The organism is Pseudomonas sp. SbOxS1 (assembly GCF_013416725.1).
Lineage (GTDB): Bacteria > Pseudomonadota > Gammaproteobacteria > Pseudomonadales > Pseudomonadaceae > Aquipseudomonas.
This window is the reverse complement of the sequence record NZ_JAAVXC010000001.1, coordinates 186,671-210,263: the sequence shown is the minus strand read 5'-3', so window position 1 is coordinate 210,263 and position 23,593 is coordinate 186,671. Positions and strand designations below refer to the sequence as shown.

Here is a 23,593-nt window from a genome sequence, read left to right as displayed (position 1 = left end):
TCAGATCCCCAACTCCTGACGCTGGCGCTTCAAGTGCTCCGGCATCTCTTTGTAGACGTCTTCGAACATGGTCGCGGCGCTTGGAATCTGGCCACCGGCGAGGGTGCCGTACTGTTCGGCTTCTTTCTGTGCGGCGATTACTTCGGCTTCCAGCTCGGCGCTGACGGCGCTGTGTTCCTCTTCGGACCAGTGGCCGACCTTGATCAGGTGCTGCTTGAGACGCGCGATCGGATCGCCCAACGGGAAGTGGCTCCAGTCGTCGGCGGGACGGTATTTGGACGGATCATCGGAGGTCGAGTGCGGGCCGGCGCGGTAGGTGACCCATTCGATCATGGTCGGGCCGAGGTTGCGGCGGGCGCGTTCGGCGGCCCAGGCGGAAGCGGCGTAGACCGCGTAGAAATCGTTGCCGTCGACCCGCAGGGAGGCGATGCCGCAACCGACGCCGCGACCGGCGAAAGTGGTGGCTTCACCACCGGCAATGGCCTGGAAGGTGGAGATGGCCCACTGGTTGTTGACCACGTTGAGGATCACCGGCGCGCGGTACACGTGGGCGAACGTCAGGGCGGTGTGGAAGTCCGATTCGGCGGTGGCGCCGTCGCCGATCCAGGCCGAGGCGATTTTGGTGTCGCCCTTGATCGCCGAAGCCATGGCCCAGCCTACAGCTTGTACAAACTGGGTGGCGAGGTTGCCGGAAATGGTGAAGAAGCCGGCCTCTTTGACCGAGTACATGATCGGCAGCTGGCGTCCCTTTAGCGGGTCGCGCTCGTTGGACAGCAGTTGGCAGATCAGGTCCACCAGCGGTACCTCACGGGCCATCAGGATGCTCTGCTGACGGTACGTCGGGAAGCACATGTCGTCGATGTTCAGGGCCAGGGCCTGGGCGCTGCCGATGGCTTCTTCGCCGAGGCTCTGCATGTAGAACGACATTTTTTTCTGACGCTGGGCGACCACCATGCGGTTGTCGTAGATCCGCGTCTTGAGCATGGCGCGCATGCCTTTGCGCAGGATCTCCACCGGCACGCCTTCGGCCCACGGCCCCAGGGCGTTGCCCTGGTTGTCGAGCACGCGAATCAGGCCACGGGCCAGGTCGGCCGTGTCCGCCGGTTCAACGTCGATAGGGGGTTTGCGCACCGTGCCGGCATCGGTCAGGTGCAGGTAGGAGAAGTCGGTCTTGCAGCCGGGGCGGCCCGAGGGTTCCGGGACGTGCAGGCGCAGCGGTTCATACGCTTGGTTCATGGCTTCTACGCTCGATCTTGTGAATTTCTTGTAGTGAGCTGACAGATTTCGTTCTGTGGAAGAAATCTTGTCCTACAACAATCATAGGCCCGGCCAAGAAGAATATTTCTCTCTGTTTCGTTGCGCCCAAGATCATTTCCAGATAAAAAATCTGCATAAACATAAAAAACAGGTGTTTTTGTCTCATGCGCAAACTGGACCGTACCGATATCGGCATTCTCAACAGCCTTCAGGAGAACGCACGCATCACCAACGCCGACCTGGCCCGCTCGGTCAACCTGTCGCCGACGCCGTGTTTCAACCGGGTCAAGGCGATGGAGGAACTGGGCTTGATCCGTGAGCAGGTGACCCTGCTGGATGCCGATCTGCTGGGTTTGCACGTGAATGTGTTCATTCACGTCAGCCTGGAGAAACAGGTGGAGGAGGCGTTGCACCATTTCGAAGAGGCGATTTCCGATCGCCCCGAGGTGATGGAGTGCTACCTGATGGCTGGGGATCCGGATTACCTGATTCGGGTGCTGGTGCCGACCATCCAGTCGCTGGAGCGCTTCATGATGGATTTTCTGACCAAGGTGCCTGGCGTCGCCAATATCCGTTCGAGCTTTGCGCTCAAGCAGGTGCGCTATAAAACGGCGCTGCCGTTGCCGGCCAATGGCTTGACCCTCGGCACCTGATACGGTGCTCCTACCTTGATCGTTCCCATGCTCCGCGTGGGAATGCCGCCAGGGACGCTCCGCGTTCCGCTTCGGATGTGACGCAGAGCGTCACGGGATGCATTCCCACGCAGAGCGTGGGAACGATCGACAGAGGGAGGGGGCGTTATTAGAACTTATTCAGGGGGATCTTCAGGTAGACCACGCCATTGTCCTCCGCCGGCGGCAAATTCCCCGCCCGCACATTGACCTGGATCGCCGGCAGCAGCAGCGTCGGCATGCCCAATCCGGCATCGCGGCGGGTGCGCATGTCGACGAACGCGGCTTCGTCGATGCCGTCGCGCACGTGGATGTTGCTCTTTCGTTGCTCGCCGACGGTGCTCATGCACTGCGGTTCGCGGCCCTCCGGCGGGTAGTCGTGGCAGACGTAGAGGCGCACGCTGGCGGGGAAGGCCAGCAGCTTGTGGATCGAGGTGAACATCTGGTGCGCGTCGCCGCCGGGAAAGTCGCAGCGGGCGGTGCCGACGTCCGGCATGAACAGGGTATCGCCGACCAGGATGATGTCGCCGTCGATCAGGTAAGCCATGTCCGCCGGGGTATGGCCAGGCACATGCAGGGCGGTGGCCTTGAGGTTGCCGATGCGAAATGACTCGTCTGGGGCGAACAGGTGATCGAACTGGGAGCCGTCGATGCAGAATTGCGGCTCAAGGTTGAACAGGGTCTTGAACACGCCCTGCACCTTGCAGATCGACTGGCCGATGGCGACCTTGCCACCCAGCTCCCGGCGCAGGTAAGGCGCGGCAGACAGGTGATCGGCGTGGGCGTGGGTTTCCAGCAGCCATTGCACCTGCAAGCGGTGCTCGCGCACGAAAGCGATGATCCGGTCGGCCTGCAGGGTGTCGGTCCGTCCGGCAGCCGGGGTGTAGCCGAGCACCGGGTCGACGATCGCGCATTGTCCGCCATCGGTTTCGTAGATGACGTAACTGTAGGTTGACGAGGCGTCGTCAAAAAAAGCTTCAATCAGGGCAGGCATGTGGGTTGTTTCTTCATGGGCAAGTCATGAGGTTAGTTTCATTTTCCCTGCGCTGACCAGCCCGCGACACATTCAGTTGATGAAAAAAACGCTGCGGGCTCTATCCTGTCACTCTATCGATACCGGGCGTTCCCGGCCTTTGTCATGGATTACGAGCGTTCTATGTTGCTGGCGAGTTTTTTTGGGGTGGTCATGGGCTTGGTACTCGGTTTGACCGGGGCCGGGGGCGGCATTCTTGCGGTGCCGGCGCTGGTGTTGGGGCTGGGCTGGAGCATGACCACGGCGGCGCCCGTCGCGCTGTTCGCGGTGGGCAGCGCGGCGGCGGTCGGTGCCATCGATGGTTTGCGCCATGGCCTGGTGCGTTATCGCGCGGCGCTGTTGATCGCCTTGCTGGGTGCGATTTTTTCCCCGCTGGGCATCTACTTCGCCCATCGGCTGCCGGAAAAAGTCCTGATGATCCTGTTCAGCCTGCTGATGGTCATGGTGTCTGCGCGGATGTTGCGTCGCGAGCGCAAGGACGAGGGTCCCAGCGATCATGGTCACGCCAACTGGGGCCAGAAGAACTGCATGCTCGACCAGCAGACCGGGCGCTTTTCCTGGACCGCCAAATGCACCGCGACCCTGGCGGCCCTCGGTGCGGTGACCGGTGTGGTCTCGGGTTTGCTGGGCGTGGGGGGGGGCTTTCTGATCGTGCCGGCCTTCAAGCAACTGACCGACGTGCAGATGCGCGGCATCATCGCCACGTCCCTGATGGTCATCAGCCTGATCTCGGCCATCGGCGTGATCGGCGCCTTGCATGCCGGGGTACGCATCGACGGCCTGGGGGCTGCCTTCATCGTCGCCAGCATCGTTGGCATGGTAATCGGCCGAAAGCTTTGCGCACGAGTGCCGGCGCGGGCATTGCAGGTGGGATTCGCCAGCGTTTGCCTGATCGTTGCTGGCTACATGCTGTTGCGGGCAGGTGTCTGAATGCACGTGATGTATTGTAGGAGCGAGGCTTGCCCGCGAACCACGCACCGCGGTGTACCTGTGATACCGCGTCAACGTTCTTCGCCGGCAAGCCTGGCTCCTACAGTGAGTGTGGGGCGGTATTGCAGGGCGAACGTCAATTCTGCCGATTGACCTTGCTCCAGCAAACGCAACCCTGGCCGACCGGGCAAGTGGTGGGCGTTGACCGGGTGGCTGACCGGTTCGATGCAGAAAAACCCCAAGCCTGCGGGACAGTAGAGCAGGTAGTAATCGCTGCCGGTGGCCTGGCACACCAACTCGTAACCGAGTTCGGGTTGCTGGATCAGGCAGTGACCATCCCATTGACAGAAACCGTTGTCGACCAGGGTGTCGGGCAATGCCTTGAGCTGCCGAAAATCCCATTCGGCCGGCAATGAACCCAGCTCGGTTGGCAGCTTGGCGCTGTCGCACAACCACACTTGCCCAGCCTTTGCCTGCAGCCGCGTGCCTGCGCTGCGCGGCAGGTACGGGTGCAATCCCAGGCCATGCCAGGCCGCGCGTTCGGCCAGGTGGGTGACGCTCAATTCGATGCTCAACTTGCCTTCGCCCAGATGGAAGCGTTGGCGGGCGCAATAGGCAAAGGGCTCGCTGCTATCGAGTTGCAGCACCACTTCGTCAGCGGTCGTGGAAATCACCTGCCACGGCTGCTGCCAGGCGCTGCCGTGAATCGGCAGGGGATCGGTGAGGCTGTTGGGTGTCAGCGGTTGCCAGCCATCCGGGCAGTCGAACCCCCCTGCGGCAATGCGATTGGACCACGGCACCAGAGGGAAGCAGCCCAGTTTGCCGGGAAGGCCCGTGTTCAAGGCGTGTTCATCGGCGTGTCGCAGCAACGGCTGGCCCGTGTTGCGCACGGACCAGTTAACGATACTGCCGCCGAGTGCGGGGGCGAGGGTGAGGCGGGTGAATTCGTCTTCGAGTTCGAGCAATGTTGGTTTCATGTTCACCGCGATAGGAAAATATACACGGAATGCCTCTGTAGGAGCCGGCTTGCCGGCGAAGGCGTCCTTGAGTGCGCCTTCGCCGGCAAGCCGGGCTCCTACAGTTCAGGGGCTGTAGGATCATTCGGGTTTACAACACCAAATGCGGCAACCACAGCGACAGCGCAGGAATGTAGGTCACGGCCATCAACACCAGAAACAGCACGCCATAGAACGGCAGCAGCGCCTTGACGGTTGATTCGATGCTGACTTTACCCACGGCCGATCCCACGAAGAGTACCGCGCCCACCGGCGGTGTGATCAAACCGATCCCCAGGTTCACCAGCATGATCATGCCGAACTGCACCGGGTCCACGCCAATGCCAAGAATCACCGGCATCAGGATCGGCGTGAGGATCAGGATCAGCGGCGCCATGTCCATCACGGTGCCCAGCAACAGCAGCATGACGTTGATGCACATCAGGATCACGTAACGGTTGTCCGACAGGGTCAGGAACATCGTGGTGATCTTTGCCGGGATCTGCATCAGGGTCATGATGTAGCCGAAGCTGGCGGCGAAACCGATCAAAATCATCACGATGGAAATCGTGCGCACCGTGCGGTGCATCAGTTTCGGCAGCTCGCTCCACTTGTAGTCGCGGTAGATGAACATGGTCACGAAAAACGCCCACAGCACCGCAATCGCCGCCGACTCGGTCGCGGTGAAGATGCCGCTGAGGATCCCGCCAAGGATGATGACCATCGCCATCAGGCCCCACAACGCTTCGCCGCAAATCTTCAGCGCTTCGCGCATCGGAATGACTTCGCCCTTGGGGTAGTCACGCTTTTTCGCGAAGATCAGGCACAGCACCATCAGGCACGCGCTCATCAACAGGCCCGGTACCACACCGGCCATGAACAGCGAGGCAATCGACACCGTCCCACCCGCCGCCAGCGAGTAGAGCACCGAGTTGTGGCTCGGCGGGGTCAGCAGGGCTTGTACCGAACCGCTGACGGTCACGGCGGTGGCGAACTCACGGGGATAGCCGCGACGTTCCATTTCCGGAATCAGCACCGAACCGACCGAGGCGGTGTCGGCCACCGAGGAGCCGGAGATCGCGCCGAAGAAGGTCGACGCCATGATGTTGACCAGCGACAAGCCACCGCGCACGAAGCCGACCAGCACCCCGGCAAAGGCGACCAGGCGCCGGGACATCCCGCCCTCGGCCATGATCGCACCGGCGAGGACGAAGAACGGAATCGCCAGCAGGGAAAACTTGTTGACGCCGCCGGCGACCTGAATCATCAGCGCCTGGAACGGAATGTCGATCCAGAACGCGCCGATCAGCGCGGAAAGCCCCAGCGCGTACGCGACCGGCATACCGATCAGGATCAACGCGATAAAACTGCCCAACAGAATAAAAGCGTCCATTCAGGCAGCCCCTTCGTTTTCTTCAACGTGATCGAAACGCACGACCCGACGGTTGCTCTGGTCACCGAACAGGAGTTTTTCCAGGACAAAGATCAGCGTCAGCAGACCGCCCACGGGAATCGGCATGTAGGTGATGCCCACGCGCAGGGTCGGCAGGGCGCTCATGAACTGGTTCCAGGTCGACAGGCACAGCTTGCTGCCCCAGACGGTCATGAACAGGCAGATGGTTGCCATCAGCAATTGGGAAAACACGCTCATGGCCTGGCGCATTTGCGGCGACATGCGGTCGGTGAGCATGGCCACCGCCATGTGCGAACCGGAACGGTAACTGGCGGCGGCGCCGATGAAGGTGAAGACCATCATCAGCAGGATCGCCGTGGGCTCGGGCCAGCTCGAGCCGGTGCCGAGCACATAACGGGCAAACACGCCCCAGGGAATGATCAGCGCGATGGCCAGGACGGACAGCCCCGCGACCCAGATACAGGTCATGTAGAGCTTGTCATTGAAACGCAGCAGTAGATTCTTCATCGGGTTCCACCGTAACCGGGCACGCACAGACCGTCACCCAGGTCAGTACGTGCCGGGCCTTTCTTGAATGCAGGGAGGGTTACTGGACGGCTTCGATGCGCTTGATCAGGTCCGCGTAGGGCGCGCCGTATTTCTCGCGGATCGAGGCGGTCGCTTCATAGAAAGGTTTCTTGTCGACGGTGATGAACTCGACGCCGGCAGCCTTGAGTTTTTCTTCGCTGCTGGCCGATTTGGCATCCCACAGCGTGCGCTCCTGCGCCTGAGCGGCCTTGGCGGTTTTCTTCACCAGGACCTGCTGCTCGGGGGTGAGCTTGTTCCAGGTGATCTTCGACATCACGATCGGCTCGGGCAGGATCAGGTGCCCGGTCAGGCTGTAGAACTTGGCGTTCTGGTAGTGATTGTGTTCGAGCAGGGTCGGCGGGTTGTTCTCCGCGCCGTCGATCACACCGGTCTGCAGGGCGCTGAAGATTTCGCCGGTGTCCATGGCGATGCCGTTGCCGCCCATGGCGTTGATGGTTTCGATGAACATCGGATTGCCTTGCACGCGGATTTTCATGCCCTTGAGATCTTCCAGGCTGCGCACTGGTTTCTTGGTGTAGATGTTGCGCGTGCCGCCATCCATCCAGGCCAGGGCGACGAGGTTGAATTCGGACTGGGTGATCTTGTCGAGGATCTCGTCACCGACTTCGCCATCGATGACCTTGCGCATGTGCGCCTGGTCACGGAACACGAACGGCATGTTGAACACGTTCACGTCCGGTACCACCGGGCCGACGATGCCCAGGCTGACCCGGGCCATCTGGATGGCACCGACCTGGGCCTGCTCGACCACTTCTTTTTCCGAGCCGAGCACACCGCCGGCGAACATCTTGAAGGTCAGCTTGCCATCGCTGTCGGCGACCAGGGTCTTGCCCAGCTGTTCTTCGGCAACCACCGTCGGGTAGCCCGCGGGGTGAATGTCGGCAAATTTGATTTCCAGCGCATGGGCGGCGCTGCTGAGGGTGAAGGCCAGGGGGAGTGCTGCGGCGAGCAAGGTGCGTTTGAAGTCCATTGGGGGTGTCTCCAGATTTGTTGTTTTTGTTATTAAAGGCACAGCGGTGTAGCGCCAACAGTTGCGTTCATTGCTTGAAGTGCGGCTCCGGCAAACCCTTGACGCCGGGGTCCAGGGCGAACACGCCACCGGCCAGCGACTGTTCATCCTGGTCGTCTCCCGGGCGAATCGAGGTCACGAACAAGGTGTCCAGGCGACTGCCACCGAAGGCGCACATGCTCGGTTTTTTCACTGGTACGGCGAGGGAACGGTCCAGTCGACCGTCGGGGGTGAATCGGTGAACCAGCCCGGCATCGTTGCCGCAGATCCAGTAACAGCCCTCGGCATCGACCGCCGCGCCATCCGGACGACCGCCGTGCTGATTCATGTCGATGAACACGCGGCGGTTGGACGGGGTGCCGCTGTCGATGTCGTAATCGAAGGCCCAGACCTGCTGCACCAGCGGATGGGAATCGGACAGGTACATCGTCTTGCCGTCCGGGCTGAAGGCCAGGCCGTTGGGCACGATCAGGCCGTTCATCTGTGCCGGGATCGGCCCCTGTTGCCCGGCGTCGTAGCGATACAGCGTGCCCACGGCGGCATTGGCGTTCATGTCCAGCACCATGCTGCCGGCCCAGAAGCGGCCCTGACGGTCGCAGCGACCATCATTGAGGCGCATGCCGGGGCGGGCGTGATCGACGTGGGCCAGGGGGGCGCTGTCGAGGCTGCCGTCTGCATGCGCATGCAGATGGAAGAACCCGGTCTCCATGCCCGCGACCCAGCCGCCGTCGGGGTGGCGGGCGATGCAGGCGAGCATCTGCGGGGTTTTCCAGGCGTGCACATGACCGGTTTGTGCACTCCAGCGTTGCAGGCCCCCGGCGGGAATATCGACCCAGTACAGGGCGTTTTCCTCGGGGACCCAGACCGGGCTTTCACCCACCGTGTTGCGGGCATCGACAATCAGTTCGGCTGGCATGGCAACTCATTCCTTGGGTTGTTTGGGTGGGGATCCAGATCAGGGGCGATCAGTCGCCGAACGGGCCGGCCGCGCAAAAGGCACCGCCCTGGTAGACCCGCGCCGGGTCATCGGCGGCTGGCAACGGCAGGGCTTCGACTTTTTCACGGAACACTTCGGAACTGTCCTTCGGCACGTAACCCAGGGCACTGGCGTAACGGTTGTCCCACCAGATGTCCTTGTTATCGGACGCACCGTAGACCACGGTATGGCCGACGTTCGGGGTATAGAGCGCACGTTCGAGCAACTGGGTGAGGTCGCCGAAGCTCAGCCAGGTGCTCATCATCCGGCGGTTTTGCGGCTCGGGGAACGAAGAGCCGATGCGCACGCTGACGGTCTCGATGCCGTAGCGATCGAAGTAGAACGTGGCCATGTCTTCGCCGTAGGACTTGGACAAACCGTAGTAACTGTCGGGGCGGCGAGGGGAGTGGGCGTCGATGACTTCGTCCTGCTTGTAGAAGCCGATCACGTGGTTGGAACTGGCGAAGATCACGCGCTTGACGCCGTGACGGCGCGCCGCCTCGTAGATGTGGAAGACGCCGCAGATATTGGCGCCGAGGATCTCTTCGAACGAGCGCTCAACCGACACGCCGCCAAAATGCAGGATCGCATCCACGCCTTCGACCAACTGGTGCACGGCGTGTTTGTCGGCGAGGTCGCAGGGCACGACTTCTTCGCGATCATCGATGGCCGGGGCGATGTCGGCGATGTCCGACAGGCGAATGACATTGGCGTACGGGCGCAGGCTCTCGCGCAGGATTTTTCCCAGGCCACCGGCAGCACCGGTCAGCAGCAGGCGATTGAAGGGCGTTTGGGCGGTTGCGGTGGTTGTCATGGGAATCCCTGGCAAGCAATTGTTGTTATTCGGTCGTTGTAGGTTGTCGTACGACTTTGTTGAAGTATCGGTAGGCTTTGCGGTTTTTGTCAACGCGACATTGGTGGAAGTTGACGGAGGGTCGTCACCATCAATGCTGCGGAAAATCTCGATCCCTGCCTGTAGGAGCCAGGCTTGCCGGCGAAGGCGATCTCGCGGACGCCTTCGCCGGCAAGCCTGGCTCCTACGGGAGGACGTGGTGATCCTCGGAAATTACAACAACGAAATCGGATAACTGATGAAGAGCCGATTCTCATCGAACTCGTTGGTACTGAAGTCCTTGCGGATGCTCGCATTGCGCCATTTCACGTTGAGGTTTTTCAGCGCGCCGCTCTGCACGGTGTAGGCCAGTTCCGATTCACGGCCCCACTCCTTGCCGTCGGTGATGGTGCCGGTGTGTACGTTGTCGCCGCTGATGTAGCGGTTCATCAACGTCAGGCCGGGAATGCCGAGGGCCACGAAGTTGTAGTCGTGACGCACCTGCCAGGACTTCTCCCGGGCGTTGTCGTAGCTGGAGTTGTAGCTGTCGTTGGCCAGGGTCCCGCCGCTGGTGCCGTTGACCCGCATCCACACGTCATCGCCGCTGAGTTTTTGCAGGCCGATGTAGAAGGTGTTGCCGCCGTACTTGGCCGAGAGCAGGGCAAACGCGGTCTTGTTGTCGAGGTCACCGGCCAGGGCGCTGCCATCTTCCTTGCCGATGAAGTAGCCGAGGTTGGCGCCAAGGGTCCAGTCGCCGATGGGCTGGCTGTGGCTGAGGTTGAAGTATTGCTGTTGGTAGATGTCGCTGAGCTGCGCATACCACACGCCGACCTGGGTGCGTTTTTCGTTGAAAGCGTATTCGCCGCCGCCGAAGTTGAAACGGTCCGAGGAAAAGGCCGCCGATTTGCCGTTCATGAACATGTCTTCCATGCTCGCATCGTTGCGCGGGCTGTTCTGCCGGAACTGGCCGCCGTAGAGCGTCAGGCCGCTGATCTCGGTGGAGGTCACCTGGCCGCCGCGAAAGGTTTGCGGTAGCGAGCGGCCGTCGTCAGAACGCAGGATCGGCAGCACCGGCATCCATTCGCCGACCTTCAGTTCGGTTTTCGAAATCTTGCCCTTGAGCGCCACGCCCAGGCGCCCGAAGTTATCGGCCGGTCGGCCATCACCGTGGATCGGCAGCAACTGCGTACCCCCGGTGCCCTTGCCGCCGTCGAGCTTTTGCGAATACAGGCCCAGCACATCCACACCGAAGCCGACCGGGCCCTGGGTGTAGCCGGACTTCGCGTCGAGGATGAAGTTCTGTGTCCATTCCTCAGCCTTGCCCTGGGGGTAGGCCGGGTTGGTGTAGTTGCGATTGAAGTAGGCATTGCGCAGGTTCAGCGTGGCTTTGGCGTCATCGGTGAAGCCTTCGGCCTGGCTGCTGACGGGCAGGGCGAGGGCCAGGCTGGTGCAACCGAACAGGCTCAGCGTCTGCAGGCGGGTGAACGATGGGCGTGGGGTACGGGCGGACGAATCGCGGACGAGCTGGCTCACTGTGACGCTCCCTTGCTGCTTTTTGTTTTTATTTTTGTCATACGTCGTCGTACAACGTTGGCAGCGATATTTGCGGGATTTTCGGGGGTTGTCAATCGGAAGTTATACGATGACTTCAGGGGCTCCATTAAAACCTGTGGGAGCGAGCTTGCTCGCGATAGCCTTATGACATTCAACATTGATGCAGGCTGACACTCCGCCATCGCGAGCAGGCTCGCTTCCACAGGGGATAGGGTTTGTCAGCCAGAAATCATCGGTGCCAGGGTGCCCAGCAAGGAAACCGCCGCCACCGCGCCAAGTCCCAGCAACCACTCCAGCAGCACGCTGTTGCGCAACGGCGCCAGCCGCTGCTCGCAGTCGTCGGTCCGCAATCGATTGAACAATGCCAATCCCAGCATCGCGGTGACCAGTGACACCTTGATCAAGAGAATCAAGGCAAAACCCGACAGCAAAGGCGTGGGCCAGAACGCGCCGGTGAGCACCCGGACGTTGATCAGTCCGCTGATCAGCAAACCCGCGACCAAGACATAGCCGACGCCGCTGAATCGCATTAACTGCGCCCTGACGCGATGTCCGGCCGGTCGTCGAAGGATCATCAGCAACAGCATCAAGCCACCGAGCCAGGCGCCGACGCAGGCCAGGTGCACCAGTTGATTGAGGATCAGCAACTGGCCTGCCAGGCCATCGAGCATGGCGCCGTGTCCGATCGGGGCCAGGGTCGCCAGCAACAGCCCGCTCAGGGGCAGCTGCAAGCAGAGGCTAGAGCGCCATGGCGTCAGCAGCAAGATCAGCAGCAAACCGTTGAGCAGCAGGTGCCAGGCCCAAACCTCACCGAAAAAAGTACGGCCAAGCACCCGCCACAGTATCGACGGATCGAACGCCGCCTCCCAGGCGCCCGCCATGTTGGCGGTGACCAGCAGCAGCCAGCCGACACCGCTGGCCAGCGCCACGATCGCCAGCCACCGGCTGACGCGAGCCAGCGGCTGATCCAGTGCTGTCAGGCGCCCCAGCAGCAGCGGCCTGAACACCCACGCTCCAAACAACATCAGCACCACGCTGAAATGCAGGAAGCGGCACAGCACCATCGCGTTCGCCATGTATTACTGGCCAACCTTGAACGCGTAAGCGCCTTCGCTTTTATGGGTATCGACCGACACGACATGCCACTCGACTTTGTAGTCACCTGCGGTCAAGGGGGCCGCCGGAGTGACGATCAGGGTCTTTTTATCAGGGCCTTGGGTGACCAGGCTTTTTACCAGGATCTCGTCACCGTCGTGGCTGATCGTGACTTTGCAGAAGTCGGCCTCTACACCTTCGGAAAACACCAGGCTCAGTTCCGCGGGAGCGTCCACGGTGCTGTCGGCGGCAGGTGTCTGGCCTTGCAGGTGGGCGTGAGCAAACACGGATGAAGCGCACAAGAGCGAGGCGAACAGGGCGGCGGCGGTCAGGGTGTTCTTCAAGTGCATGGTGAGTCCCTCGGCGGCAGGTTCGAAGTGAGGGTCAGTCTAGCCGCGCCAGGCGGGTTGTACGAAGTTTGCCTATCCCCTGTCGCCGCGAGGTAGAGCGGATGCTAGTCTTGTTTAATGTTGTTGTCAGGGAGCCCTCATGGGCAATCACAAGATCGAGATCCGTCGCAGTAACGTCGAGAAAATTCTGCTGGGGGCCGAGAAGGTCTTCGCCGAAAAAGGCTTTGGCAGCACCGCCATGGCCGACATCGCCGCCGAAGTGCAACTGCCGCGCTCCAACCTGCATTACTACTTCAGCACCAAGACCGAACTGTACAGCGCCGTGCTGTTCGACCTGCTGGAAGTGTGGAAGCAGGACGCCCTGTGCTTCGAGATGTTCGATGACCCCCGTGTAGTGCTCAGCAGCTACATCCGCGCCAAGATGAACCACTCGCGCAGCCGGCCCTACGGCTCGAAAGTCTGGGCCAACGAAATCATCCACGGCGCGCCGACCCTGGGGGTGACCCTGGACGCGAGCTTGTACGACTGGGCCAAGATGAAAGAAGCGAAGATCCGCCAGTGGGTGGACGATGGGCGGATCCTGCCGGTGGAGCCTTCAAGCCTGCTGTATATGATCTGGGCCTCGACGCAGCACTATGCTGACTTCGATCATCAGGTGAATATTCTCAATGATCATCAACCGTTATCGGACATGCAGTTCGAACGGGCGGTGCAGACGGTGACGAGTGTGATTTTGCGGGGGATTGGGTTGGAGCCGTAGTTTGCCCATTATCGGCACATTCTCGGGTGCTAGGGCCTAGCTAGCTCTGATTTGTTGATGGGTTATTGAAACCTGAAAATTGGTTAAGCTTATACTCTTGATTTGCAGCATTAATTCAGCAGCGTTTTCATTGTGAGGTTTTCAGTTGTTTCATTTTGGGTGTTGGTTTTACGTGCTATATGGGAGCGTAACGCTTTAATTGGCTTGTCGGTGGCTACGGTCATGAAGTTGCTATAGTGTTTTTTTGTTTCGTCAAATACTTGTCCAAAATACTCCAGATTCTGATAGCGCTGTGTCTGCTTTGATGAGTCGAGAATAAGCTTGACGAGAGTTTTCTTGGTAGGGTTGGGATACTCATACTTACGAGCCGAGAAGTTGCTGTGGACGTACTGGGTGCTGAAGGCGGGGTGATTGGCTTATCCCAATCCTGCACCGGGCACGTGATCTGGCACAGGTTGCAGCCCACGCACTCATCATCGATCACTTTGTATTTATGAGTTCCGTCCGGCTGCTTGAGACTGGCAACCGTCTGGTGCGAGGCATCTTCGCAGGCGATGTGGCAGCGACCGCAGGCGATTCAGGTCTCTTGATCGGAGGACTTCCAAATCTTCGTATTTCTTACCACATTTCCCGAAACTTGCGCGATGCTCGCGCACTCTGATTGTTCATTCAACGTAAGATGAATTTTTCGTTCACTATACCAAGTCCGTGTATCATCGGTGTGCTCAGTTATTCGAGGTTATTTGGCCTCGGATTTCTTCCATGTGATCTAGATGGATCTGTCGAATACTTGTCTCGTAACTTGTGTTCTTTATTTTCAATTGCTAAACAGCCAAGTGTGCGATTTGAAGATCCACACTGGCGAATTGAGTGTGTGTGAGCTTCGAAGATATTTCGAGTGGCGTCTACCAGCAGAACTGATAGGTGAAGCCTGAAAAAAGATCGCAGCCTCGTTGCACTCGACAGCTCCTACAAAGGGGCTTCACAACCCTGTAGTGCTGCCGAGTGAAACCGAAATGTAATAGGTTGCCTTTTATTCACCGGCTGCCTTACATTCGACGTGAATTCAAGGATTTTTTCACGCTGGTTTCCCTAATTTGTAGGAGTAATTCAGATAGGTTAAAGAAATGAAGCTCTTTGGTGGCCTCATCTTTGATAAATTTTTCCCGCGCTATATGGGATTTTAAAGCTTTAGTTTGGGTGGCTGTCGGATTGCTACGTATGGGGATACTGCCAGCTTTCGACATATCGACAATATCTCCATAATATCTCAGGTTTACGAATTCAGGGGTGTTACGTAATTCGATAGGAACGTTCCCCATTAGAACGTCTGTTTCAGACAACGGCCGGATTGAAATTCCAGGCGTGTGCGGAGCTGAGGGGGGGGTAGAGTTCGCGGCGGCGGTAGATGCTCTAGATGTACTGGACATTGATGGTGTGCTACTACCGGAGGACGAATTCAATAATGCGTTCAGCATTGGATTTTTCGCTGCTTGGCTTTGTCGGCCTATGGCAAGGGATGATGGGTCCAACATTTTTATGGGCTCCCATGGTCTGAAAGGAATGAATTTTGGGACTGGACCATTGCCACTTGGATCAATCAAATTTATCGGATCGCCCAGGCAATACACATACGGATTGATGCCGCCTTTACCGAACGGGCTGAACTTGTCCGGGCTGTTGAATCGCATCAGTACAGGATTAAAAAAGCGATTGCCTTGCCCGAGCGGGTAGTGACCCGTTGTAGCGTCAGGACATTCTCCGTTAAACCCGATCAAGCGGCTCAAACCACTTTCGGCCGGATGATTACCGTACGCCGTATAGGCGAATTGCTGCGAACTCATCGTTGAGAACGTTTTCAGTAGCGAATGTGCCTGGTCGGTTGCCAACAATGTAGTTTCGGTCACACCAGCTTCATTTTGACTCTGAGCCAATGCCTGGGTTTCATGACGGAAGATTGTTCGATGCGTCTGCTGTCCCAGTTCGGTAATCAGGTGATTCTCTTGATAGAAACGCTCGGTACCATCGCCGGCCAGTAGCCCTATCCTCATAAGGCGGTCCAACGGGTCGTAAACATAGCGGCGCAAAATTTTCAATGATGAGACCGACATGACGACGTCCTTGCTGGCGAATTGAATGTTTACCAGCTTCGAAGATATTTCGCGTGGCGTCTACTAGCAGAACTGATAGGTGGGCGTGATTCGGAGTGGCGCGAATCAGCGGAGTAACGGGGGGCTGTTTGTGATTTTGCGGGAGATTTGGGGTTGAGCCTTGAGGCTTTCGGTGTAGCTACCGACCTAATCGCGAGCAGGCTCGCTCCCACAATGGAATGCATTTCAATTGTGGGAGCGAGCCTGCTCGCGAAAGCGTCCGTTCAGACGCCGATGAACTCAAACCGCGACATGATACGGATTCCTCGGATCATGATTCCAGTCCAGAAACGGCTTGCCAGTGTCTACAGGCACCATCTCGATGCAGTCCTGCACCGGACAGGTGATCTGGCACAGGTTACAGCCCACGCACTCATCCTCGATCACTTGATACTTGTGGGTACCGTCCGCCTGCTTGAGGCTGGCCACCGCCTGGTGCGAGGTGTCCTCACAAGCAATATGACAGCGCCCACAACCAATGCACGCCTCCTGATCGATCTTCGCGATCACCTGATAGTTGATATCCAGGTACTTCCAGTCGGTGGTATTACCCACCGCGCGCCCGGAAAACTCGGCGATGCTGTTGTAGCCCTGGGTGTCCATCCAGCGTGACAGGCCGTCCTTCATCTCCTCGACGATGCGGAAACCATGCAGCATCGCCGCCGTGCACACCTGCACCGAACCGCTGCCCAGAGCAATGAATTCGGCGGCATCGCGCCAGTTGCCGATGCCGCCAATGCCGCTGATGGGCAGGCCGCGGGTCTGCGGGTCGCGGGCGATTTCGGCGACCATGTTCAAGGCGATCGGCTTGACCGCCGAGCCGCAGTAGCCGCCATGGGTGCTTTGGCTGCCGACAATCGGATTGGCGACCATGCGCTCCAGGTTGACGCTGGTGATCGAGTTGATGGTGTTGATCAGCGACACCGCATCCGCGCCGCCACGGTGTGCCGCGCGGGCAGCCACGCGGATGTCGGTGATGTTCGGCGTCAACTTGACGATCACCGGCAATGAGCAATAGGTCTTGCACCAGCGGGTGACCTGCTCGACGTATTCCGGCACCTGGCCGACCGCCGCGCCCATGCCGCGCTCGGGCATGCCGTGGGGGCAACCGAAGTTCAACTCGATGCCGTCGGCCCCGGTGGCCTCCACCAACGGCAGGATGTGTTTCCAGGATTCTTCGACGCAGGGCACCATCAGCGACACGATCAGCGCGCGGTCCGGCCAGTCCTTCTTGACCTGGGTGATTTCCCGCAGGTTGATTTCCAGCGAGCGATCGGTGATCAGTTCGATGTTGTTGAAACCCAGTACCTCCCGGTTAGCCCCGAAGTGCGCCGAATAGCGTGACGAAACGTTGACCGCCGCCGGGTCTTCCCCCAGGGTTTTCCAGACCACGCCGCCCCAGCCGGCCTCGAAGGCGCGGACCACGTTGTAGGCCTTGTCGGTCGGCGGCGCGGAGGCCAGCCAGAACGGGTTGGGGGACTTGATGCCGGCGAAGATAATCGACAGATCGGCCATTTATGCAGCCTCCACGTTGAGCATCAGTTGCGCGTTAATCGCCTCGGCGGCACGTTTGCCGTGTTGTACTGCCTGCACGGTGAGATCCTGGTCGAGGCTGGTGCAGTCGCCGCCGGCATACACGCCGGGGATGCTGGTGCGCAGGTGTTCGTCCACCTGGATGCGCTCACCCTCACGCTTGAGTTCCCGGGCCAGCGGATCGGCGAGGGCGCTGCTGTCGAAGGCCTGGCCGATGGCCTTGAAGATCGCGTCGGCCGCCAGCTCGAAGGTTTCACCGGTGGTTTGCAAGCGGCCTTCAACCAGATGGGTGCGGGCGAATCGCATGCCGCGCACCTGGCCCTGGTCATCGAGCAAGACTTCTTCCGGTTGAGCCCAGGTCATCAGGCGTACCTGATTGGCCTTGGCGATGTCCTGTTCGTGGTGGGTCGCCCCCATGTCCTCGACGCCACGGCGATAGACCAGGTTGACGTCGTGGGCGCCGAGCCGCGCCATCTGCACCGCCATGTCGATGGCGGTGTTGCCGGCGCCGAGGACGATGCAGTGGTCGGCCAGCGGCAGCTGGCTCAGGTCATCGGCCTGGCGCAGTTCGCGGATGTAGTCAGTGGCAGCCAGCAGGCCGGGGGCGTCTTCATGCGCCAGGCCCAGCTGTTTGCTGGCTGCCAGGCCTAGGCCGAGGAACACCGCGTCGAATTGTTGATGCAGGTCGCTAAGGCTGAGGTTTTCTCCCAGTTTTTGCCCGTGGCGGATTTCGATCCCGCCGATTTGCAGCAGGAACTCCAGCTCCTTCTGTGCGTAGTCGTCCACCAGTTTGTATTTGGCGATCCCGTATTCATTCAGGCCGCCAGCCTTTTCCCTGGCCTCGAAAATCACCACGTCATGGCCGTGCATCGCACTGCGGTGGGCGCAGGACAACCCGGCGGGGCCGGCACCAACCACGGCAATGCGCTTGCCGGTGGCGGCGGCACGGGTGAACGGGTGCTGGCTGAAATGTGCGTTGTCCACCGCGTAGCGTTGCAACAGGCCGATCAATACCGGCGCGCATTCATGGGCGTTGTTGCGCACGCAGGCTTGCTGGCAAAGAATCTCGGTCGGACAGACCCGGGCGCAACTGCCACCGAGGATGTTGGCGGAGAGGATTTTCTGCGCCGCGCCCTGCACGTTGTCCTGATGGATGTTGCGGATGAACGAGGGAATATCGATTTCGCTCGGGCAGGCATTCACGCAGGGCGCATCGTAGCAATACAGGCAGCGCGAGGCTTCCAGGTGGGCCTGGCGATCGTTGAGTGGCGGTGCCAGGTCGGTGAAGTGGCCGGCGAGGGCGGCCGCGCTCTCAGCGGGATGCGGGAGGTGGGTCAGGGTCTTGATCACGGTATTTGGCCTCACGGTGATGGAGGTGCTGCCTCTGATGGGCATTTTTGTGCCTGTACCGGCCTCTTCGCTGGCAAGCCAGCTCCTACAGGGGAGCGCATTTCAAATTGTAGGAGCTGGCTTGCCAGCGAAAGGCCGAAGGCCGCTTTCAGCGTTTAACAGCAGTAGGCTGATTCAACTCAGCCCGCTTGCTCAGCAAATCGAATACCGCCGGATAAGCCGGCCGTTCGACGTAGCGCCCGGCACCGCGTTCAGCCCGAAGATCGCCATCGGCCCAGACCACGCGCCCCTGGCTGATGGTATGGCTTGGCACGCCGCGCACGGTCTTGCCTTCGAAGATGTTGAAGTCGACCTGCTGGTGATGAGTCTTGGCGGAAATCGTCCGCGTGCCTTGCGGGTCCCACAGCACCAGGTCGGCATCGGCGCCGACGCGGATCGCGCCTTTGCGTGGGTAGAGGTTGAAGATCTTCGCGGTGTTGGTGGAGGTCAGTGCGACGAATTGCTGCATCGAAAAACGCCCGGTGTTCACGCCTTCATCCCACAACACGGCCATGCGGTCTTCGATGCCGGCGGTGCCGTTGGGGATCTTGCTGAAGTCGTCCTTGCCGGCGGCTTTCTGCTCGGCGCAGAAGCAGCAGTGGTCGGTGGCGGTGGTGTGCAGGTTGCCCGCCTGCAAACCGTGCCAGAGGGCCTCCTGGTGACCGCGAGGGCGGAACGGCGGGCTCATCACGTAACCGGCGGCGGTCTGCCAGTCCGGGTGCCGGTAGACGCTGTCGTCCAGCAGAAGATGCCCGGCCAGCACTTCGCCGTAGACCGGTTGGCCCTTGGCGCGGGCGTAGGTGATTTCGTCGAGGGCTTCCTTGGTCGAGACGTGGACCAGATACAGCGGCGTGCCAAGGGTTTCGGCAATGCGGATGGCGCGGCTCGCGGCTTCGCCTTCCACCTGTGAGGGGCGCGAGAGTGGATGCGCTTCGGGCCCGGTCATGCCCTGGGCCATGAGTTTGCGTTGCAGGTGATACACCAGCTCACCGTTTTCCGCGTGCACGGTCGGCACCGCGCCCAGTTCCAGGCAGCGCTCGAAACTCGCCACCAGGGTGTCATCCGCCGCCATGATCGCGTTCTTGTAGGCCATGAAATGCTTGAAGCTGTTGACCCCGTGATGAATGACCAGCTCGGCCATTTCTTCGCGAACCTGGTCACTCCACCAGGTAATGGCGACATGGAAGCCGTAGTCGGATGCCGACTTCTCGGCCCAGCCGCGCCACTGATGGAAGGCTTCCATCAGGGACTGCTGCGGGTTGGGAATCACGAAATCGATGATCGACGTGGTACCACCGGCCAAACCCGCCGCCGTGCCACTGAAAAAGTCTTCGCTGGCCACGGTGCCCATGAAGGGCAGTTGCATGTGGGTGTGGGGGTCGATGCCGCCGGGCATCAGGTACTGACCGCTGCCGTCGAGTATCTCGGCACCTGCGGGAACCTCGAGGTCTTCGCCGATGGCCTTGATCACGCCGTCTGCGCAATACACATCGGCGCGATAACTTTCATCATGGGTAATAACGGTGGCGCCACGGATCAACAGAGACATTCCGAGTTCCTCGCAGGCATGACCGGCTGATGCCGGTTCTAGATGTTTTATATGAGGCCAGCGATAACCGGAGTATTCCTGTCAGCGCTGTCAGGAATAAAAGCTAGTCTGAGTTATTGGAATGAGCAAGAATATTTTTTATAAGCTTATGTCTGTTTTAACCAATTGATAAATAACGATAAATAACTCAAATCACCAAAATGGTGAGGCCGCTCACCATTTTGACGCACTTGACAGGATCTAAATATGGTCAAGATTTCTTATGTGAAATCAGCCGTTTGAGGATGGTCTATGGTTGATGCGCGACCGTGAGAAAAACATCGATGCACCAGATTGAGTCCTGACTGTTCGGACAACTTGGCGGACCAATGGCATGACCATTTACCGAGGGCTGCCCGGTTGATCCAGTAAAACTGATAAACATCAGTTGTTTACAAAGTGTTTATGGAACTGCCCGATGCGCAAGCGGGGCAACCGGCACGTTTATTGAAGCCGCCAGCCCCTGATGAGCAAAAATAATTCAAAGATCAGTGGAGCGGCCATGCAACAGATCAGATCGCAAGTGAACGAGCGCGACGGCTTGTTCGAGCTGGAAGCCGGCAGCGATGTCCTCGACAGTCCCCGTTACAACCACGACATAGCACCGACCAAGGTGCACGAACGAACCTGGAACAAATGGCACATCACGGCGTTGTGGGTGGGCATGGCGATTTGTGTGCCGACCTACACCCTGGGCGGGGTGCTGACGGCGTACTTCGGCCTGAGTGTCGGTGAAGCGCTGCTGGCGATTCTGTTCGCCAACATCATCGTATTGATCCCGCTGACGCTCAACGCGTTTCCCGGCACCAAGTACGGCATCCCGTTTCCGGTGTTGCTGCGTTCGTCCTTCGGCATCTTCGGTTCCAACATCCCGTGCCTGATCCGCGCCCTGGTGGCGTGTGGCTGGTTCGGCATCCAGACCATGTTCGGTGGCCTGGCGATCCACCTGTTCCTGGGCTCGGTGTTCGAGGGCTGGAAATCCCTGGGCGGCACCGGCGAGGTCATCGGCTTCATGGTGTTCTGGGCGCTGAACCTGTGGGTGGTGATTCGCGGCGCCGAGTCGATCAAATGGCTGGAAACCCTCTCGGCACCGCTGTTGGTGCTGGTGGGGGTCGGGTTGCTGGTGTGGGCCATGCCCAATGTGTCGATGACCGAGCTGCTGGCGATCCCGGCCAAGCGTCCAGAAGGCGCGGGCGTGGCCAGTTACTTCGCGGCGGGGCTGACCGCGATGGTCGGGTTCTGGGCCACCTTGTCGCTGAACATCCCCGACTTCAGCCGCTACGCGAAAAGCCAGAAAGACCAGATTGTCGGGCAGATCATCGGCCTGCCACTGACCATGTTCCTGTTTGCCTCCCTGGGCGTGGTGATGACCGCTGCCTCGGTGAAGCTGGTGGGTGTCACGGTGTCCGACCCGGTGACCCTGATTGGCCATATCCAGAGCCCGGTCTGGGTGGCGCTGGCCATGGCGCTGATCATCATCGCCACGCTGTCGACCAACACCGCGGCCAACATCGTATCGCCCACCAACGACTTCCAGAACATCGCCCCCAAGGCGATCAACCGGACCAAGGCGGTGATGCTCACCGGGTTGGTCGGGCTGGCGCTGATGGCCCATGAGCTGCTGAAGAAACTCGGCCTGATCGTTTCCGACCTCAGCCTGGAAACGGTTTATTCCAACTGGTTGCTCGGCTATTCCAGCCTGCTGGGGCCGATTGCCGGGATCATGGTGGTGGACTATTTCCTGATCAAGAAACAGCAGCTGGACCTGGCCGGGCTTTACCGTGACGACGTGTATCCGGCGTGGAACTGGAACGGTTTTATCGCCTTCGGGGTGCCGGTGGTGTTGACGCTGCTGTCGCTGGGAAGCGATGTGTTCAGCTGGTTCTACAGCTATGGCTGGTTTACCGGCTCGGCCCTGGGTGGGTTGATTTATTACGGGTTGTGCGCGATGCGGCCCAGCCCATCCGTGGCGAAATCTGCGGTGTGAGGGAGGGCCCCTTCGCTGGCAAGCCAGCTCCTACAAGGGATCGCGATTCCCTGTAGGAGCTGGCTTGCCAGCGAAGACGACCTACAGCACACCACTAAATTGCCTGAAGAAATTTATAAGAACAGCCTGAGGAGATCCCCATGAACGCAGCCGTAGACGTTCTGCAATCGACCCATCAGCACATCAATCGCGACCGCCTGTGGCAGTCGCTCATGGAACTGGCCAGGCTTGGCGCCACGGTCAAGGGCGGCGTCTGTCGCCTGGCCCTGACCGACCTCGATCGCCAGGCCCGCGATACCTTCGTGAAGTGGTGCGAGGAGGCCGGCTGTACCGTCAGCATCGACGCCGTCGGCAATATTTTCGCCCGCCGCCCGGGGCGCAATCCGGACCTGCCACCCGTAATGACCGGCAGCCACATCGACACCCAGCCCACGGGCGGCAAGTTCGATGGCTGCTTCGGTGTGCTGGCCGGCGTCGAAGTGCTGCGCACACTCAATGACCTGGGCATCGAGACCGAAGCGCCGCTGGAAGTGGTGGTGTGGACCAACGAAGAAGGCTCGCGGTTCGCCCCGTGCATGATGGGCTCCGGCGTGTTTGCCGAAAAATTCACCCTCGAAGAAACCCTGGCCAAGGTCGATGCCGAGGGCGTGACGGTAGGCGAAGCACTCAACGCCATCGGCTACGCGGGTACCCGCAAAGTCAGTGGCCACGCCGTGGGTGCCTATTTCGAGGCGCACATCGAGCAAGGCCCGATTCTCGAGGATGAACGCAAAACCATTGGCGTCGTCATGGGCGCCCTCGGACAGAAATGGTTCGACCTGAAACTGCGCGGCGTAGAGGCCCACGCCGGTCCCACGCCGATGCACCTGCGCAAGGACGCCCTGGTCGGCGCAGCGGTGATCGTCGGCGCCGTCAACCGCGCGGCCCTCGGACATCAGCCTCACGCTTGCGGCACCGTCGGTTGCCTGCAAGCCTATCCCGGCTCGCGTAACGTCATCCCCGGCGAGGTGCGCATGACCCTGGACTTCCGTCACCTGGAACCGGCGCGACTGGACTCGATGATCGCCGAAGTGCGCGAAGTCATCGAGACCACCTGCGAAGAACACGGCCTGACCTATGAACTGACTCCCACCGCCGACTTCCCGCCGCTGTACTTCGACAAGGTCTGCGTCGAAGCGGTACGCGGCGCGGCCCAAGGGCTAGGCCTGTCGCACATGGACATCGTCAGCGGCGCCGGGCACGACGCAATCTTCCTTGCCGAACTGGGCCCGGCCGGGATGATCTTCGTGCCGTGCGAAGGTGGCATCAGCCACAACGAAATCGAGAATGCCGCCCCGGATGACCTGGCGGCCGGGTGCGCGGTGCTACTGCGGGCGATGCTGGCGGCTTCGGCGGCGGTGGCCGGCGTCAATTAAGCAGGTAGCGGATTACCCTATTGGGTGTGTAAATACTTCAATAAAAGAAACGGCCTTGCGGCCGTTT

General features: G+C 60.1%; 20 protein-coding genes and 1 pseudogene. 5 read left to right on the top strand and 16 right to left on the bottom strand.

Translation table 11 applies throughout. From position 1 onward, the window contains the following. Nucleotides 1-1,236, bottom strand: a complete 1,236-nt coding sequence (locus tag HFK74_RS00835) for a 3-methyl-2-oxobutanoate dehydrogenase (2-methylpropanoyl-transferring) subunit alpha (RefSeq protein WP_180201969.1) — start codon at nt 1,234-1,236, stop codon at nt 1-3. A 185-nt stretch (nt 1,237-1,421) separates the two neighbouring features. Here HFK74_RS00835 and bkdR point away from each other — a divergent pair, with 185 nt between their 5' ends. Further along, nucleotides 1,422-1,910, top strand: coding sequence for a Bkd operon transcriptional regulator BkdR (gene bkdR / locus HFK74_RS00830; protein WP_180201968.1), 489 nt, complete (start codon nt 1,422-1,424; stop codon nt 1,908-1,910). Between the two features lie 148 nt (nt 1,911-2,058). Here bkdR and HFK74_RS00825 read toward each other — a convergent pair whose 3' ends face one another. Beyond that, nucleotides 2,059-2,922: an MBL fold metallo-hydrolase gene (locus HFK74_RS00825; protein ID WP_180201967.1), complete on the bottom strand. Its 864-nt coding sequence runs from the start codon at nt 2,920-2,922 to the stop codon at nt 2,059-2,061. 162 nt (nt 2,923-3,084) lie between these two features. Here HFK74_RS00825 and HFK74_RS00820 point away from each other — a divergent pair, with 162 nt between their 5' ends. Continuing rightward, nucleotides 3,085-3,891, top strand: coding sequence for a sulfite exporter TauE/SafE family protein (locus HFK74_RS00820; protein WP_180201966.1), 807 nt, complete (start codon nt 3,085-3,087; stop codon nt 3,889-3,891). 71 nt (nt 3,892-3,962) lie between these two features. Here the strand turns inward: HFK74_RS00820 and HFK74_RS00815 are convergent, their stop codons facing one another. The 9 genes from HFK74_RS00815 to copC all read right to left on the bottom strand — a co-directional run bounded on the left by HFK74_RS00815 (nt 3,963) and on the right by copC (nt 12,704). Then, nucleotides 3,963-4,868, bottom strand: a complete 906-nt coding sequence (locus tag HFK74_RS00815) for an aldose 1-epimerase (protein ID WP_180201965.1) — start codon at nt 4,866-4,868, stop codon at nt 3,963-3,965. A 130-nt stretch (nt 4,869-4,998) separates the two neighbouring features. Further along, nucleotides 4,999-6,279 carry a TRAP transporter large permease gene (locus tag HFK74_RS00810; protein WP_180201964.1) on the bottom strand — a complete coding sequence of 427 codons (1,281 nt, stop codon included), beginning with the start codon at nt 6,277-6,279 and terminating at the stop codon, nt 4,999-5,001. Further along, nucleotides 6,280-6,807 carry a TRAP transporter small permease gene (locus tag HFK74_RS00805; protein WP_180201963.1) on the bottom strand — a complete coding sequence of 176 codons (528 nt, stop codon included), beginning with the start codon at nt 6,805-6,807 and terminating at the stop codon, nt 6,280-6,282. Between the two features lie 79 nt (nt 6,808-6,886). Beyond that, complete coding sequence (locus HFK74_RS00800; RefSeq protein WP_008059339.1) at nt 6,887-7,858, bottom strand: TRAP transporter substrate-binding protein; 972 nt, start codon at nt 7,856-7,858, stop codon at nt 6,887-6,889. A gap of 67 nt (nt 7,859-7,925) precedes the next feature. Beyond that, nucleotides 7,926-8,813: an SMP-30/gluconolactonase/LRE family protein gene (locus HFK74_RS00795; protein WP_180201962.1), complete on the bottom strand. Its 888-nt coding sequence runs from the start codon at nt 8,811-8,813 to the stop codon at nt 7,926-7,928. A 49-nt stretch (nt 8,814-8,862) separates the two neighbouring features. Beyond that, nucleotides 8,863-9,687: an NAD(P)-dependent oxidoreductase gene (locus tag HFK74_RS00790; protein WP_180201961.1), complete on the bottom strand. Its 825-nt coding sequence runs from the start codon at nt 9,685-9,687 to the stop codon at nt 8,863-8,865. A gap of 252 nt (nt 9,688-9,939) precedes the next feature. Then, nucleotides 9,940-11,181, bottom strand: a complete 1,242-nt coding sequence (locus HFK74_RS00785) for an OprD family porin (RefSeq protein WP_180201982.1) — start codon at nt 11,179-11,181, stop codon at nt 9,940-9,942. 296 nt (nt 11,182-11,477) lie between these two features. Beyond that, a complete protein-coding gene (gene copD / locus HFK74_RS00780) occupies nt 11,478-12,335 on the bottom strand; it encodes a copper homeostasis membrane protein CopD (protein ID WP_180201960.1) in 858 nt (285 codons plus the stop codon). 3 nt (nt 12,336-12,338) lie between these two features. Next, on the bottom strand, nt 12,339-12,704 hold the full coding sequence (gene copC / locus HFK74_RS00775; RefSeq protein WP_180201959.1) for a copper homeostasis periplasmic binding protein CopC: 366 nt from the start codon (nt 12,702-12,704) through the stop codon (nt 12,339-12,341). 139 nt (nt 12,705-12,843) lie between these two features. Between copC and HFK74_RS00770 the strand changes: the two genes are divergently transcribed. Further along, a complete protein-coding gene (locus tag HFK74_RS00770; protein WP_008059330.1) occupies nt 12,844-13,464 on the top strand; it encodes a TetR/AcrR family transcriptional regulator in 621 nt (206 codons plus the stop codon). 424 nt (nt 13,465-13,888) lie between these two features. Here HFK74_RS00770 and HFK74_RS33040 read toward each other — a convergent pair. The 5 genes and pseudogenes from HFK74_RS33040 to hydA all read right to left on the bottom strand — a co-directional run. After that, a pseudogene (locus tag HFK74_RS33040) lies at nt 13,889-14,205 on the bottom strand (4Fe-4S dicluster-binding protein); the annotation flags it as partial. A 308-nt stretch (nt 14,206-14,513) separates the two neighbouring features. Continuing rightward, nucleotides 14,514-15,575, bottom strand: coding sequence for an RHS repeat-associated core domain-containing protein (locus HFK74_RS00760; RefSeq protein WP_180201958.1), 1,062 nt, complete (start codon nt 15,573-15,575; stop codon nt 14,514-14,516). 279 nt (nt 15,576-15,854) lie between these two features. After that, nucleotides 15,855-17,129, bottom strand: coding sequence for an NAD-dependent dihydropyrimidine dehydrogenase subunit PreA (gene preA, locus HFK74_RS00755; RefSeq protein WP_180201957.1), 1,275 nt, complete (start codon nt 17,127-17,129; stop codon nt 15,855-15,857). Beyond that, nucleotides 17,130-18,497 (bottom strand): NAD(P)-dependent oxidoreductase, encoded by a 1,368-nt coding sequence (locus HFK74_RS00750; protein ID WP_180201981.1) that lies wholly within the window; start codon nt 18,495-18,497, stop codon nt 17,130-17,132. It abuts the gene before it with no gap. 148 nt (nt 18,498-18,645) lie between these two features. Then, the gene (hydA, locus tag HFK74_RS00745) at nt 18,646-20,085 is read right to left on the bottom strand and encodes a dihydropyrimidinase (protein WP_180201956.1); all 1,440 of its coding nucleotides are present in this window, start codon (nt 20,083-20,085) and stop codon (nt 18,646-18,648) included. Nucleotides 20,086-20,626: 541 nt separating this feature from the next. Here hydA and HFK74_RS00740 point away from each other — a divergent pair. After that, nucleotides 20,627-22,111, top strand: coding sequence for an NCS1 family nucleobase:cation symporter-1 (locus HFK74_RS00740; RefSeq protein ID WP_180201955.1), 1,485 nt, complete (start codon nt 20,627-20,629; stop codon nt 22,109-22,111). Nucleotides 22,112-22,251: 140 nt separating this feature from the next. Next, on the top strand, nt 22,252-23,526 hold the full coding sequence (locus tag HFK74_RS00735; protein WP_180201954.1) for a Zn-dependent hydrolase: 1,275 nt from the start codon (nt 22,252-22,254) through the stop codon (nt 23,524-23,526). The last annotated feature ends 67 nt before the right edge of the window (nt 23,527-23,593 follow it).